Source organism: Psychrobacter sp. TAE2020 (genome assembly GCF_018919485.1).
Lineage (GTDB): Bacteria > Pseudomonadota > Gammaproteobacteria > Pseudomonadales > Moraxellaceae > Psychrobacter.
On the sequence record NZ_JAHLMU010000001.1, the window covers coordinates 1,295,433 to 1,309,195 of the forward strand.

Below are 13,763 nucleotides of genomic sequence, written 5' to 3' on the forward strand. Positions count from 1 at the left end.
TCTACTCCCCCTAAGTATTATTTTTGCTTTATAATAACTCACCTAATTTTAGTCACTTATAAAGCCATTTATATATATTTTACTGCTTTTATTAGACTTAATCTTTTTAATATTTTTTAACATTAGAGATCGATTCAAAGTCTAGCCCTCTTTTGCTTTTGCCCTATTTGTCCCAAAGGTTTTGCTATGAGTCAACTAAATCCCAAACAACAAGAAGCCATGCTCTACGTCTCTGGTCCGCTGCTAGTACTAGCCGGCGCAGGCTCAGGAAAAACTTCGGTGATTACCCGTAAGATTGCTTACCTTATCGAAGAATGCAACATGCCAGCTGAGCGTATCACTGCGGTAACTTTCACTAATAAAGCCGCCCGTGAAATGAAAGCGCGAGTGAGCAAGTTGCTGCCTAGCGAAAAGACCCGTGGCCTAACCGTGTCTACTTTTCACCAGTTTGGTTTACAGTTTTTGCGTTATGAGCTGATACATACGCCGCTCAAAGGTAACTTCTCCATTATGGACAGCGACGATAGTAAGCGCTTGCTGATGGAGCTAATGATGCGCGATAACTTGAGTGGTGCTGAGAGTCGTGAGCTGGTTGGCAAAGCCATAAAAATGATATCTGATTGGAAAAACGATTTGGTTGAACCTGATAAGGCGATGGAAACCTTAACCGATCCAGAAGACATGATCTTTGCCACTTTATATGCTCTTTATGAGCGTAATTTGCGGGCTTATAACGCTGTCGACTTCGATGACTTAATCGTTTTACCAACTAAGATACTCCGTGAAAACAGAGAGCTGCGCGATAAATGGCAAAACCGTATTCGCTATTTGCTAGTCGATGAGTATCAAGATACTAATACCGCTCAGTACGAAATGATCAAGTACTTGGTTGGGCCACAAGGACGCTTTACCGTAGTAGGCGATGATGACCAATCTATCTATGCTTGGCGTGGGGCTAAACCTGAAAACATGGCGCTACTCAAAGAAGACTTTCCCAAATTAAAAATAGTCATGCTTGAGCAAAATTACCGCTCAACCAGTCGAATTCTGACCTCTGCTAACGCCGTGATTACCAATAATGAGCATTTATTTGAAAAAAAACTTTGGTCAGATAAAGGGCAAGGCGAAAAGATTCGTATCATCAACTGTCGCAATGATGACGATGAAGCAGAACGAGTTTCTAAGGAGATTGCTACTCATAAACTACGTTATGGTAACGAGTGGGAAGATTACGCTGTGCTGTATCGCAGTAACTTTCAGGCGCGGATGTTAGAGGCTAATTTACGTCAACTACAAATACCTTATAAGTTATCTGGTGGTCAGTCGTTTTTCGCTCGTAGCGAAATCAAAGACATCATGGGCTATCTGCGTCTAATTTTAAACCCTGAAGATGATAGTGCTTTTTTACGTATTATTAATACCCCTAAGCGTGGCATGGGGCCGGCGACCCTTGAGAAACTTGGACTGTTTGCGCAAGAGCATAGCATCTCGCTGCTGGCCTCTTGTACTCATGCCGGTCTTAGTCATGTATTGCCTAGCAAAGCTTATGGCACTCTTAAAGAGTTTGGTGATTTTATTGAGCACTATACCCGCGAGCTCGATCAGCATCCTGATCCCGTACCTTTAGTCAAACAGATGATTGACGAGACGGGCTACGTCGATGTAGTACGCTCAGAGGCCAAGACCCCGCAGCAAGAGAAAAATCGTTTAGATAATATTGAGATCCTCTATACCAGTATCCAGTCACTTATTAATCGCGCTGAGTCAGATGAAGACCGTACCATCGATACTATTATTCGTAAACTGGTATTGTTAGATATGCTAGAGCAGCAGCAAGAAGAAGAGAACACTAATAAAGTGAACCTGATGACTCTGCATGCAGCCAAAGGCCTAGAGTTTAACTATGTCTATATTATGGGTCTAGAAGAAGAGATGTTGCCGCATCGCAACTCTATTCTGAGCGAGACCGTAGAAGAAGAGCGACGCTTGATGTACGTAGGGATTACTCGTGCGCGTCGAGAGCTGACTTTGACCTTAGCGACTCAGCGCCGTTCAGGGGGACAGATGCGAGTTACCTCAGAGTCTAGATTCTTGGATGAGCTACCGGAGGAACATATCGACTGGCCTGCCAAAGCTAAGAAGAAAAAAGCCAGTAAAGATCCAGAAGCCGTCGCTGATGAATATTTAGCCAATATCCGTGCCCTATTAGGTAATCGATAGTTAAGCTGAGGTTAGGCAAGTATCAGTTAGCCGGTTAATGGTCCATTGGACCCTAGTTGATTATTGACTAGACGTTGTCATACTAGTGGCAGTAGTCAAGTTTTGCCTATTTCTACTATTGATAGCCGTACTGTTAGCCGTACTATTCTGGCAAACTGTGCTAACAACCAGCGCAACTTTAAGTTTACTGCTCCTTGAACGTTTTTATTGCTTATTTTTAATTATCAGCGGGTTAATCGCCGCCTTTTTACTTAGCAACCGCTTTAATTGTGAACAGTTATAGCTTTTACCATTTTTGGAACACTTATGTCCGTGCCTAATCCTAGCCCTGACCGCATACCGACATTGCAGCCAGACTATAACCCACTGGAGTATAGTGCTGAGTACAAACTGCTGTACTTGCAGGACTTAGTGGCTAATGACGATTTCGCTGCCATTGGTGATTTTTTATTAAAGCAGTCCGAGTATGAGATTGCCAACTTATTAGAGTCGTTTCCCTCACCGAGTCGCCAGCTAATCTGGGAACAAGTCGCGGCAAAAATCAAAGGCCAAGTATTAGCAGAATTAGAGTTCGATACCCGTCAGCCTTTATTAGAGAACATCTCTTCACAGGAGATATCCCTACTTGCACAGGATCTTGGTGCGCAAGATATCTCAGAGCTATTAGATACAGTTACTGACAAAGTTCGTACCTCAGTGATGGCTACTCTGGACGAAGATATCCGCATTCAAGTTAATAAGCTGGATACTTATGAGGACTGGGAAGTTGGCAGCTATATGGATCCTGATATCATTCAGGTACAAGACGACAGCAATCTTGCGCAAGTACAGCAATGGCTACGCAGTGATGCACGCTTGCTTGATGATCAGAGCCAAGAGTTATTAGTGGTTGATAAAAGTAAACAACTACTAGGACTCTTGAGCTTAGCTGATTTAATCAAACATGATCAAAGCACTTTAGTATCTAGTCTCGTTGATAATGCAGTGACGGTTAACGATCGTTTAGACATCCAAGATGCGGCGGCGATTTTTCGCTCAGAAGACATTCGCTTTGCGCCAGTGATTAACAGTCATGGCGAACTGGTTGGACAATTAAATGGTGAAGACATCTCAGAGATTATTCAAGACGATGTCGATAGTACTATGCGTAACCTTGCTGGTGTCAGTCAAGACGAGGAGCTGTTTGCGCCTATTCTAACTAGTGCTAAAAGTCGTAGTATTTGGCTGGGTATTAACTTATGTACCGCATTACTGGCTGCTGCGGTTATCGGTCAGTTTGAAGAAGTACTGGCGAAAGTAGTAGCGCTGGCGATACTAATGCCGGTAGTAGCAAGCATGGGTGGCATTGCTGGATCGCAGACTTTAACTATCGTTATTCGTGGGATGGCTATGGGTCAAATCGGTGGGTCCAACCGCTGGTGGCTGTTCAATAAAGAGCTGTGGGTAGGCGCTATAAATGGTATTGTTTGGGCCCTAATTATGGCAATAATTGCCCAGCTGTGGTTTCAGGATTCGAAGATTACCGCCGTGATCGGCTGTGCTATTGCCATCAATATGACTGCAGCTAACGCTTCAGGGATTGCCATTCCCTTAATGCTTAAAAACATGAATATCGATCCTGCCCTATCCGCTTCTGTCATTTTGACTACAGTGACGGATATTGTCGGCTTTATGTCGTTTTTGGGCTTAGCTAGTATTCTGATTCTTTAGCCAATAGTTGAAACTGAAAGTTAAAAACTATAAATTAAAAATCGTTTTTTTTGCTATTTTTTTAAAACAAAAATAATTGACAAACAAAGTTTTATAAACCCTGTTAAATTGTTAAGTGAGAAGGTTATGCAAGCAGTACAAGTTAAAGTTCTAAACCCTAAAGTCATTGAAAATCCAGCGTTCTCTTTGCCGACACGAGCTACAGATGGCTCAGCAGGTATTGATTTACGCGCTTGTATTGATGAGCCGTTAACTATCAAGGCTGGCAGCACGCACTTGATAGGTACTGGCTTAGCAGTTTATATCTGTGATCCTAACTATGCCGGCATGATTTTGCCACGCTCAGGTCTTGGTCATAAACATGGTATCGTCTTAGGTAACTTAGTAGGTCTTATTGATGCTGATTATCAAGGCGAGCTAATGGTCAGTATTTGGAATCGTAGTGGCGAGGATTTTTTACTCAATCCTGCTGAACGTATGGCTCAGTATATAGTAGTGCCTGTGGCTCGCCCTGAGTTCGAAGTAGTCACTGAATTTAGTGATCAGAGCGCACGCGGTGCTGGTGGTTTTGGTCATTCAGGCCGTCAATAAGACCTGCCGTTAACTATTGCTAATATTGGTTGTCACTAGGATAAGGAAGTAAAAATATGCCAGCTTTACCTGCTTTTACTGCCCAACAGCCCTTATTCCGAGCTTATGACATCCGTGGTGAGCGCCAATACTTTACTATTGATTTTATAGCCGCATTAGGCGAAGTTTTTGCCGATCTCTATCATTTTCGAAGCTATTATGAGCGTCTTAATAAAGCCTCTAATACTAATAAAACTCTTACTAATCAGTCTCAAAATAATCAGGCTCACACTACTGAAATTACGGCTGAAACTATAGTTATCGGCTTTGACGTACGCTTAGGTAGTGACACTATAGCGCACATGTTAGCCGACATCTTACGCCAACGAGGGCTAACGGTTATTAATTTGGGACTGATTACTACCCCAATGATGGCCTTTTGGGCACAAAAGTATGATGGCCATGGCATTATGGTCACCGCTAGTCATTCACACAAAGACATTTTAGGTATCAAATGGCTAGTGGCTAATACTTCTCCTAGCAGTCTAGAAATTCAAGCGCTGTATCAGCAGTTGCATAACTTTGAGCTCAAAAAAAATAGGCTTTATAACTATACAAATTCTCTAGATATTTCGCTAACCTTAGACTCTAAGTCGAATTTCAAATACAAATCCGCCCTTAACCCCAATAACAATGATATTGATGCTGCTATCGGTACTGCTATCAGCACTGACTTGCCAGCTGAGCTGATCGCTACTACTTATATCGATGCTATCGTGCAAGCCTTTAATATTATTGATCAGTGCTATGCTAATGAGCACCCTATTGATAACCGTAAAATTAATGACCGTAAAATCGATCGGCATTATATTGAGGGCAACTTTATTGAGGAGCCTGAGTCTTTAGCGGTGGTTAAGCCTATAAGCCAAGTTAAGTTGGATTTGACTTTAGTTATTGACTGTATGAATGGGGCAACTAGTAATATCGCTCAGCCTTTATTCGAGCGCTTTTGTCAGCGGGTTATTATGCTTAACGATAGACCCGACGGCTGTTTTCCGATAGGTAATCCTGATCCTACTGAGCCTAATCGCCTAGCTGAGTTACAGCAGACAGTGATGGTTAACCAAGCAGATATGGGCTTAGCTTTTGACGGTGATGGCGATCGACTCATGATCGTTGATAATAGGGGCAAAGTTATCAACGCTGATCATTTATTATACTTACTAGCGCAAGTAGCCGTCACTGAATGTCCTGTCAAAGCCAGCCCTACAGCACCTGAAGTTCTATTCGATATAAAATGTTCACATCATTTGCCTCGCTTGCTGAGTAAGCTTGGTGCTACCCCTATTATGACTAGAACGGGTAGTAGCTTATTAAGACAACAGCTACAAACGGCTACTCAGCCGACTATATTTGCTGGAGAGTTATCGGGCCACTTTATATTTAATGATGGTTACTTTATAGCTTATGATGATGCGATGTATGCGGCTCTACGCTTGTTGCATTGGTTAACTCATACTGCGCCTACTCTTGCGGCCTTAGCCAAATTAATGGACGCTGATAGCTTGAGTTATGCTGCGCCCCTAAGCACTGATGTATGGGGTGAGCCTAGAGCCCTAGTAGCTCCTTATCAGTTGACTGACATCACTAAAAACCTGCCTGTGCTTATTAGTAGCGCCGATCACTATCTGCCTTTTAACGATGCTAATAATAACAGCTGTACCTTTATTGAACATTTAATCGAGTACTGTCAGTATCTACAGCATGTAGTTGCTGATAATACAGGCGATCAACTCCTGACTCAGACGGCATTATTTACTCAGTCGATATCTTGTAAGTGCTTTAATCCTGAGCCGCCTATCTTAAAGACCGTCACAGAAGCGCAGCAGTTATTGCCAGCAGGCACCTTATTATCTCGTATAGATGGCGTGCGCTTAGACTTTGCGCATGGTTTCGGCGTAGTACGCCGATCCAACACTAGTAATAGTCTAACCGTGCGCTTTGCAGGCGACACTATGGATGAGCTCCTAGCAGTGCAAGCCCGTCTAGTAGCTCTATGTCGCTTGTTCGATGAAGATATGGCAGATCGAATAGCGGCTATTCAACCTGAATAGCTTCGATAAACAGTCCATAAAACCAGTAAAGTCACTACTATTATTGGCTCACTGTTTTAAGCTATTTTTCTGATAATAGTTTGATAGCTATTTGATAGCTATTTGATAGTTATTTGATAAAGGTTTGATAGCTGCTTAATAGTTGTCTTCGCTCAAGCTGATCCTTTAAAGGCATTTTTAACCTTAGGTTTTTGATGTCCCTACTAAATCTACTTGTTTAAAGCTTTTTTAACCTATTCCTGTGTAATTAATTACAATATTAAAACCCTATTTTAGGAGTTTATCATGTCGCTTAATTTAGATGATGCCAAGATCACCGCTGAAGTACTGACTATAGCACTGCCTTATATCCAACGTTATGTTGGTAAGTTAATCGTTGTCAAATACGGTGGCAATGCGATGACTGATCCTGAGCTCGAAAGCTCATTTGCTCGCGACATCGTACTATTAAAAACAGTCGGACTACATCCAGTGGTAGTGCATGGCGGTGGGCCGCAAGTCGATAACCTACTCCAAGAGCTGGGGCGTAAGTCTGAACGTATCGATGGTATGCGCGTTACTGACAAGAGCACTATGGATATCGTCGAGATGGTATTAGGCGGCGGGGTTAATAAGTCTATTGTCAGCTTAATCAATAAGCATGGTGGACAAGCTATAGGCTTGACGGGTAAAGATGCTAACCTTATTCAAGCTAAAAAAATGTTAATGGAAAAAATAGGAGAAGACGGTGTTGCGGTATCAGTAGACTTAGGTTATGTCGGTGACGTGGTTAGCGTTAATAAAGACGTAATCGAACTGCTAATTTCTTCCAACTTTATTCCTGTTATTGCCCCTCTTGGCGTCGATAGCGAAGGCAATACTTATAATATCAATGCCGATTTAGTCGCTGGTAAAGTAGCTGAGTTTTTGCAAGCAGAGAAGCTAATGCTATTGACCAATATTAAAGGAGTATTAGGTCGCGATGGCGAAGTGGTCACCGGCTTAACCCCACAGACTGTAGATATGCTAATTGAAGACGGTACTATATCAGGCGGCATGATTCCTAAGATCCAATGTGCCCTAGATGCAGTACGTGGTGGCGTTAAAAGTGCGGTTATCGTTGACGGTCGTGTCCCTCATGCTACTTTATTAGAGATTTTCACTAATGAAGGCGTGGGCACTTTGATTAGTAGTGATCTAAGTTCAGCGCTAAGCTAGCTTCCTGTTGCGACTCAAAAAACGCTGAAACACTAGCACTAAAAACACTTAGGCCCAAGCTTAGTATCCTCTAACCTTGGGCTTAATTTTAAAAATAGCATTAGTAAAAACAGCAGTTATAAATAAATCTTTACCATTTTTAGCGACTTAATAAGCACAGAACTCAACGGAGCTATAGCTACTATTGCCATAAACCTTCATTTTGTGATTGCCTTTACGTTCAGTAAAATAAGAAGTCTCTTTATCATAGCGATCACCATCTAAGCGACCATTAGGTCCTGTTACGTAAGCTACGCTAACTTGGTCATCACCGACATTACGAATGACTAAGTTTTGCTCTGGTAATAACCATAAACGGAACTCTTTACCGTTCTTGATATTACCGGAAAAGCTACCACAATAACTATCCTTAACAAAAGTTATTTTGGTAGAAGTATCAGCAGCTTGCGCATTGACAGACATAGCCATAAACGATGCTGTGACTAGCGCAGTCACTAGTAATAACTTTTTCATAAACGTCCCCTTTTGATTAATAAAAACTTATTCATAAAGAACTATTAATAAAGAACTGTTAATAAAGAAATGGTAATAAATATTGGTTAATGAGCAATATAGTTAGAATACACTAAACCTAATGTGGGTTTATGCAAAGATTGTGTTATTAACCAAAGGTTGTGTTAAAAATTTGTTGTTCAAAACCACAAAGCAAAACAGGCTGTTGTTTATAGCTACCTTCTATTATCGGGCGCTTAATCATACTAGTATGCTCTAGCAGCAAATCAATAGCCTTATCTACCTCAGTATCAGCTGATTGTTTTTGCTCATCGCTTAATTTGCGCCATGTCGTTCCACGCTTATTCAACACTTTATCTATACCCAAAGCATCGACCCAACGCTGTACGCTATCTTTGTCGATGCCTTGTTTCTTATAATCGTGAAAATCGTAGCTAACTGCGAGCTCATTAAGTTTAGTGACTGCTTTTTTCATAGTGTCGCAGGATTTGATACCGTAGATAGTAATAGTCATTAGTGTTCCTAGTTATCGATTTATCATTAATAGTTAGAGATTGCCGCATCTATCGCTTTAATAGTTCGGCAAAATTACTTTGCCCCATCGCAATTTTGCCCGATTTAAGCTATTCTACCCTATCTAAATTAATCCATTTTTCTTATTAAAACCTTTACTCTTGAGCCAACTATGAACAACGCTGTGACCTCTGACCAAGCCAATACTAATAATATCAATAATCCTGTCAATGATCTGGTTACTGACAGCACCCTCTATCAGCCACAGCTTATCGAAGCGACGCAGCAAGCCAAATGGGCGGCTGACAAGCGCTTTGAAGTAAGCAATGAGCCTAGCGACAAACCAAGTCGCTACATGCTGTCGATGTTCCCATACCCTAGTGGTAAGCTGCATATGGGCCATGTACGTAACTATACGATTTCTGATGTCCTAAGCCGCTATTACCGCCTTAAAGGCTTTGAAGTTATGCAGCCAATGGGCTGGGATGGCTTTGGCTTGCCAGCTGAGAACGCCGCGATTGCCAATCAGATGTCTCCAGCGGCATGGACCTACGCTAATATCGATAACATGCGTGCTCAGCTCAAATTGCTAGGTTTATCTGTTGACTGGTCGCGTGAACTTGCAACTTGTAGCCCAGAGTATTATCAGTGGGAGCAATGGCTATTCTTACAATTGTACAAAAAAGGCTTAGTTTATAAAAAGCTTGCTACTGTCAACTGGGATCCAGTCGATAATACTGTCTTAGCTAATGAGCAAGTTATTGATGGTAAAGGCTGGCGTAGTGGCGCTGCAGTTGAAAAACGTGATATTCCGATGTACTACTTCAATATTACTGACTATGCCGACGAGCTCCTCGACGATTTGGATCAGCTAGAAGGTCATTGGCCCTCGGAAGTACTGACCATGCAGCGCAATTGGATTGGTCGTAGTGCTGGTATGGAAGTGCATTTCCCTTATGAGCTTGAAGCTCAAGACAATACTTTAGATGTATTTACCACTCGTCCTGATACTTTGATGGGGGTTACTTATGTGGCAGTCGCCGCTGAACATCCTTTAGCGCAATATGCGGCTGAGCATAATGAATTGATTGCCGAGTTTTGTGCTTTATGTAAAAAAGGCTCAGTTGCAGAAGCGGACCTTGCCAAAGCTGAAAAGATCGGTATGGATACAGGCCTTACTGTTTTGCATCCTCTAACGGGCAAAAAAGTACCTGTTTGGGTAGCCAACTATGTACTAATGAGCTACGGCTCAGGTGCGGTGATGGCAGTGCCAGCTCATGACGAGCGCGATTACGAGTTCGCTATTAAGTATGATTTGCCAATCAAGCAAGTCATTGAGATGCCAGACAGCTATGCTGATAAGCTTAAAGCTCAAGCCGCAGCTGATAACACTGAAGTCAATCTTGCTTATACCGAACGCAATACCTTAGTCAACTCCGGTAAGTTCGATGGCATGAATTTTGAGCAGTCCTTTGCAGCTATGCTCGAACAGCTCGAACCCCTAGGTCTAGCTAATAAAAAAATTCAATATCGTCTGCGTGATTGGGGTGTGTCACGCCAGCGCTATTGGGGCTGCCCTATCCCTATGGTCAACTGTGAGCATTGTGGTACGGTGCCTGTTGAAGAGAAAGACTTGCCAGTAGTACTGCCAACGGACGTAGTGCCTGATGGTCGCGGTAATCCTCTTAAAAACATTCCAGAGTTTGTCAATACTAGCTGCCCTAAATGTGGTAATCCTGCTGAGCGTGAGACTGATACTTTCGATACTTTCGTTGAGTCTAGTTGGTACTATGCACGCTTTGCTAGTCCTAATGACAGTCAAAACATGGTCAACAAGTCGGCCGCTAACAAATGGCTGCCTGTAGATCAGTATGTCGGCGGTGTTGAACATGCGGTCATGCATTTATTGTATGCACGCTTCTTCCATAAGCTGATGCGTGATGAAAACTTAGTATCTGGTGATGAGCCCTTTAAAAACCTGATGACTCAAGGCATGGTATTGGCTGGTACTTTTTATCGGGTCAATGCTGATGCTAGTACCACTTACTACTTCCCACACGACATTGATATCGATTATGACGAACGTGGGCAGCCAATCAAAGCCATACTAAAAGCTGACGGCCAACCAGTGACTATTGGCAAAATTGAAAAAATGTCAAAGTCCAAGAATAACGGTGTTGATCCACAGACCACTATTGATCAATACGGTGCTGATACGGTTCGGTTATATACCCTATTTACCGCTCCTGCTGATCAAACCCTTGAATGGTCAGATGATGCATTAAAAGGTCCTTATAACTTTGTTAAAAAAGTTTGGCGCATCGCAACTGAACATATGCAGGCGTTAACTGATGCTAATATAGATCCAACTGCCTTAAATAACACAGCGCTAAATACTGACGACTTAAGTAAAGCCGCTAAGGACTTACGTCGCAAAACTCATGAAACTATCGCGAAGATCGATAATGACTTGGGCGAGCGCTTGGCATTGAACACTCCAGTATCGAGTCTTATGGAGTTGGCTAACGAGCTGAGTAGCTTTAAGGCTAGTGGCGAACAAGACTTACAAGTCAAGCATGCAGCGCTCTTGGACTTGTTAATCATGCTTTCGGTATATGCACCACATGTCGGTGAACATCTACTTGAAGCTTTAGGCTTGAATACCCAAAACTTGGCTTATCCTACTGTCGATGCTAGCGCTTTAGTGCAAGACACTATTACTATGATCGTGCAGGTTAACGGTAAAATGCGCGGCAAAATGGAAGTCGCCCCTAACGGTGATCCTGAACAGCTCAAAGCACAAGCACGAGCTATAGATAGCGTGGCAAAATTCATCACTGGTGAGATCAAAAAAGAAATCGTCGTGCCTAATAAGCTAGTCAACATCGTCGTTGTAGGTTAGGCTTACTAAGCCTTTTTAGACTAAATAAGGATAGCGATTATGGCGTATCAGTCATCAACCAAACCATCGGCAGTAAATAAGCTTGCAGTTATGCTGCTGGCAAGCCTGCCAATGGTTACCGTACTCGGTAGCGCCAGTTTACTGACTGGCTGCGGTTTTCATCTACGTGGTTACGATGCGCCTTTGCGCTTTGAGGTTGCTAAGACAGCTATCATTGTCGAAGACAATCGCATTTCATTCCCGTTGAAGCTGCCACTGACTAGACGCTTAGAAGCTTTAGGTGTCGATGTGGTCGATGGCATTACTATGATCGAGAGTGCCGCTAATAGCGCTGCTGCTAATACTGATGCAGAGCAGATTGCTAGTATCAAAATCGATAACTTACGTTTTAAAAATTATGAGTTGGTCGGGGTATTGACAGAGATTCGCCTAGTATTATCCGCCGACGTTACTTATCAGACTATGAAAAACGGTCAACCTGTGACTTTGACCAGTCCCATCCAAGTTGAACGCAGCTATCAGTATAATGAGGCCTCGGTCAGTACCGATGATCAGCAAGGCACTCAAATCCGTGGTTGGCTATATGACAGCTTAGCTCGTCGTATTACTGATCAGTATGTGGCTATTAGCCTACCAAAAGTAGCGCCTAACAGTGCCAGCAACTCGTCTTCGATGGTGCGTCAACCCACTACAAATTCTAGCGCAAAGATTATTGCGCCAAAACCTTAACTTTTTTAGTTCTGGTTGATAGATACTTAGCATAGTTGCCCGATAGCTATGCTAACGCTAGACTAAATACCACCAAGATACCGTGCTCAACAAACCAACCTGCTGAACTAAATAGCCTATACCTTATGCAAGAAACTTTTACCCAAGCTTATCCCAAGTTACTGCAGCCTACTGTTGCAGTAGCTGGCTTGTGGCTAGCACAAGGTGATGAGCCGTTATTGCAGCAGTGGTTAATCGATGCGCTACGACCACATTGGCGTGCACAAAACTATGCTATTAAACGTATTGAGCTAATATCAGTAAAAAGCTGGCAAGAGGTACTTTCTGAACTGAGTAGCTTATCGTTATTCGACGATGCTAGCGCCTTGATTGTCACTGGTAACCATAAACCGGATAAAGCTATCATCACTGAGCTAGAACGCTTCGCCGTTGATGCCCAAACGGGCGCGCATAGCCATAGTTTATTATGGTTAACGCCTAAGCAAGATAAACGTGCGCAAAGTAGCAAATGGTTTGTGCCCTTCGCCCAATACGGCCATATTATTGATTGTAATTTATATGATGAGCGTCAACGCCAGCAGTTGTTGCAAGTTCAGGCACAGCAGTTTGGTTTACGCTTATCACAAGATGCTTGGCAATTACTGATGTCGCATACTGAGCATCATTTACTCAGCGCCTATCAGACTTTATGGCGCTTGTCTTATCTGTTTGCACCCACGTTAATCGCTTTTAACCCTAAGCAACAGCCGCAAAAAGACCATCACTCTGGTAGTAATGCTGATAAAAACTCTATGCCTGAGCTTAGCTCTAACAATACTAGCACTGAGGCAAAACCCTTAGCGTTAGATATTACTGACTTACAAGCAGCGCTAGTGAGCGACGCACAGTTTAGCGTCTTTGATCTATCTGATGCGATGCTCGCTGGTGATCTTAGACAGGTTACCAAGATTATATTGCAGCTTAAAGCTACTGACGAACCGACTACGTTAGTGCTATGGGCTATCAGTAAAGATATGCGTCAGATTATGGCGTTAACGGATGGCCAAGACCCACAAGCATTAGGTATCTGGCGTAGTAAACAGGGCTTATACCAGCAGGCCTGCCGTCGCCAAACCACCGCGCAAACCGCCCAATGGCCTGACTTACTTTATCGCTGCGATCAGGCGATCAAAGGTCTAATACGCCAGCCTGCTTGGGAGCTTTTATTGCAAGCTGCACTGCAATTATCCGGCCAAACACTATTTGCCAATAGATAAAAAGGCACTGGTTTGTCCTAGTTATTGTTAATAACTTTT

The 13,763-nt window shown here is 42.8% G+C and carries 10 protein-coding genes; 8 read left to right on the top strand and 2 right to left on the bottom strand.

Translation table 11 applies throughout. The features are described 5' to 3' along the window. Positions 1-186 precede the first annotated feature (186 nt). From KPY62_RS05135 to argB, 5 genes are all read left to right on the top strand, one after another. Complete coding sequence (locus tag KPY62_RS05135) at positions 187-2,220, top strand: UvrD-helicase domain-containing protein (protein ID WP_216581103.1); 2,034 nt, start codon at positions 187-189, stop codon at positions 2,218-2,220. A 306-nt stretch (positions 2,221-2,526) separates the two neighbouring features. Then, positions 2,527-3,930, top strand: a complete 1,404-nt coding sequence (gene mgtE, locus KPY62_RS05140) for a magnesium transporter (protein ID WP_216581104.1) — start codon at positions 2,527-2,529, stop codon at positions 3,928-3,930. Positions 3,931-4,056: 126 nt separating this feature from the next. Beyond that, the gene (gene dut, locus KPY62_RS05145) at positions 4,057-4,521 is read left to right on the top strand and encodes a dUTP diphosphatase (protein WP_216581105.1); all 465 of its coding nucleotides are present in this window, start codon (positions 4,057-4,059) and stop codon (positions 4,519-4,521) included. A 56-nt stretch (positions 4,522-4,577) separates the two neighbouring features. Further along, positions 4,578-6,614 carry a phosphomannomutase gene (locus KPY62_RS13955; protein WP_216581106.1) on the top strand — a complete coding sequence of 679 codons (2,037 nt, stop codon included), beginning with the start codon at positions 4,578-4,580 and terminating at the stop codon, positions 6,612-6,614. A 285-nt stretch (positions 6,615-6,899) separates the two neighbouring features. Next, a complete protein-coding gene (argB, locus tag KPY62_RS05155; protein WP_216581107.1) occupies positions 6,900-7,811 on the top strand; it encodes an acetylglutamate kinase in 912 nt (303 codons plus the stop codon). Between the two features lie 147 nt (positions 7,812-7,958). On the opposite strand, the gene KPY62_RS05160 is transcribed toward argB, so the two are convergent. Together KPY62_RS05160 and KPY62_RS05165 are read right to left on the bottom strand one after the other, a co-directional pair. Continuing rightward, entirely contained in the window at positions 7,959-8,324 is a 366-nt protein-coding gene (locus KPY62_RS05160) for a hypothetical protein (protein ID WP_216581108.1), read from the bottom strand. Positions 8,325-8,472: 148 nt separating this feature from the next. After that, complete coding sequence (locus KPY62_RS05165; protein WP_216581109.1) at positions 8,473-8,838, bottom strand: Spx/MgsR family RNA polymerase-binding regulatory protein; 366 nt, start codon at positions 8,836-8,838, stop codon at positions 8,473-8,475. Between the two features lie 171 nt (positions 8,839-9,009). Between KPY62_RS05165 and leuS the strand changes: the two genes are divergently transcribed. From leuS to KPY62_RS05180, 3 genes are all read left to right on the top strand, one after another. Beyond that, positions 9,010-11,739 (top strand): leucine--tRNA ligase, encoded by a 2,730-nt coding sequence (gene leuS, locus KPY62_RS05170; RefSeq protein WP_216581110.1) that lies wholly within the window; start codon positions 9,010-9,012, stop codon positions 11,737-11,739. Positions 11,740-11,778: 39 nt separating this feature from the next. Continuing rightward, complete coding sequence (locus KPY62_RS05175; RefSeq protein WP_228730581.1) at positions 11,779-12,468, top strand: hypothetical protein; 690 nt, start codon at positions 11,779-11,781, stop codon at positions 12,466-12,468. Between the two features lie 125 nt (positions 12,469-12,593). Further along, positions 12,594-13,724 (top strand): DNA polymerase III subunit delta, encoded by a 1,131-nt coding sequence (locus KPY62_RS05180; protein ID WP_216581111.1) that lies wholly within the window; start codon positions 12,594-12,596, stop codon positions 13,722-13,724. Positions 13,725-13,763: the final 39 nt, after the last annotated feature.

Excerpts from the sequence above, each read along its gene's own strand:
- KPY62_RS05135 (WP_216581103.1), top strand. The coding sequence starts at position 187 with ATGAGTCAACTAAATCCCAAACAACAAGAAGCCATGCTCTACGTCTCT.
- mgtE (WP_216581104.1), top strand. The coding sequence starts at position 2,527 with ATGTCCGTGCCTAATCCTAGCCCTGACCGCATACCGACATTGCAGCCA.
- dut (WP_216581105.1), top strand. The coding sequence starts at position 4,057 with ATGCAAGCAGTACAAGTTAAAGTTCTAAACCCTAAAGTCATTGAAAAT.
- KPY62_RS13955 (WP_216581106.1), top strand. The coding sequence starts at position 4,578 with ATGCCAGCTTTACCTGCTTTTACTGCCCAACAGCCCTTATTCCGAGCT.
- argB (WP_216581107.1), top strand. The coding sequence starts at position 6,900 with ATGTCGCTTAATTTAGATGATGCCAAGATCACCGCTGAAGTACTGACT.
- KPY62_RS05160 (WP_216581108.1), bottom strand. The coding sequence starts at position 8,324 with ATGAAAAAGTTATTACTAGTGACTGCGCTAGTCACAGCATCGTTTATG.
- KPY62_RS05165 (WP_216581109.1), bottom strand. The coding sequence starts at position 8,838 with ATGACTATTACTATCTACGGTATCAAATCCTGCGACACTATGAAAAAA.
- leuS (WP_216581110.1), top strand. The coding sequence starts at position 9,010 with ATGAACAACGCTGTGACCTCTGACCAAGCCAATACTAATAATATCAAT.
- KPY62_RS05175 (WP_228730581.1), top strand. The coding sequence starts at position 11,779 with ATGGCGTATCAGTCATCAACCAAACCATCGGCAGTAAATAAGCTTGCA.
- KPY62_RS05180 (WP_216581111.1), top strand. The coding sequence starts at position 12,594 with ATGCAAGAAACTTTTACCCAAGCTTATCCCAAGTTACTGCAGCCTACT.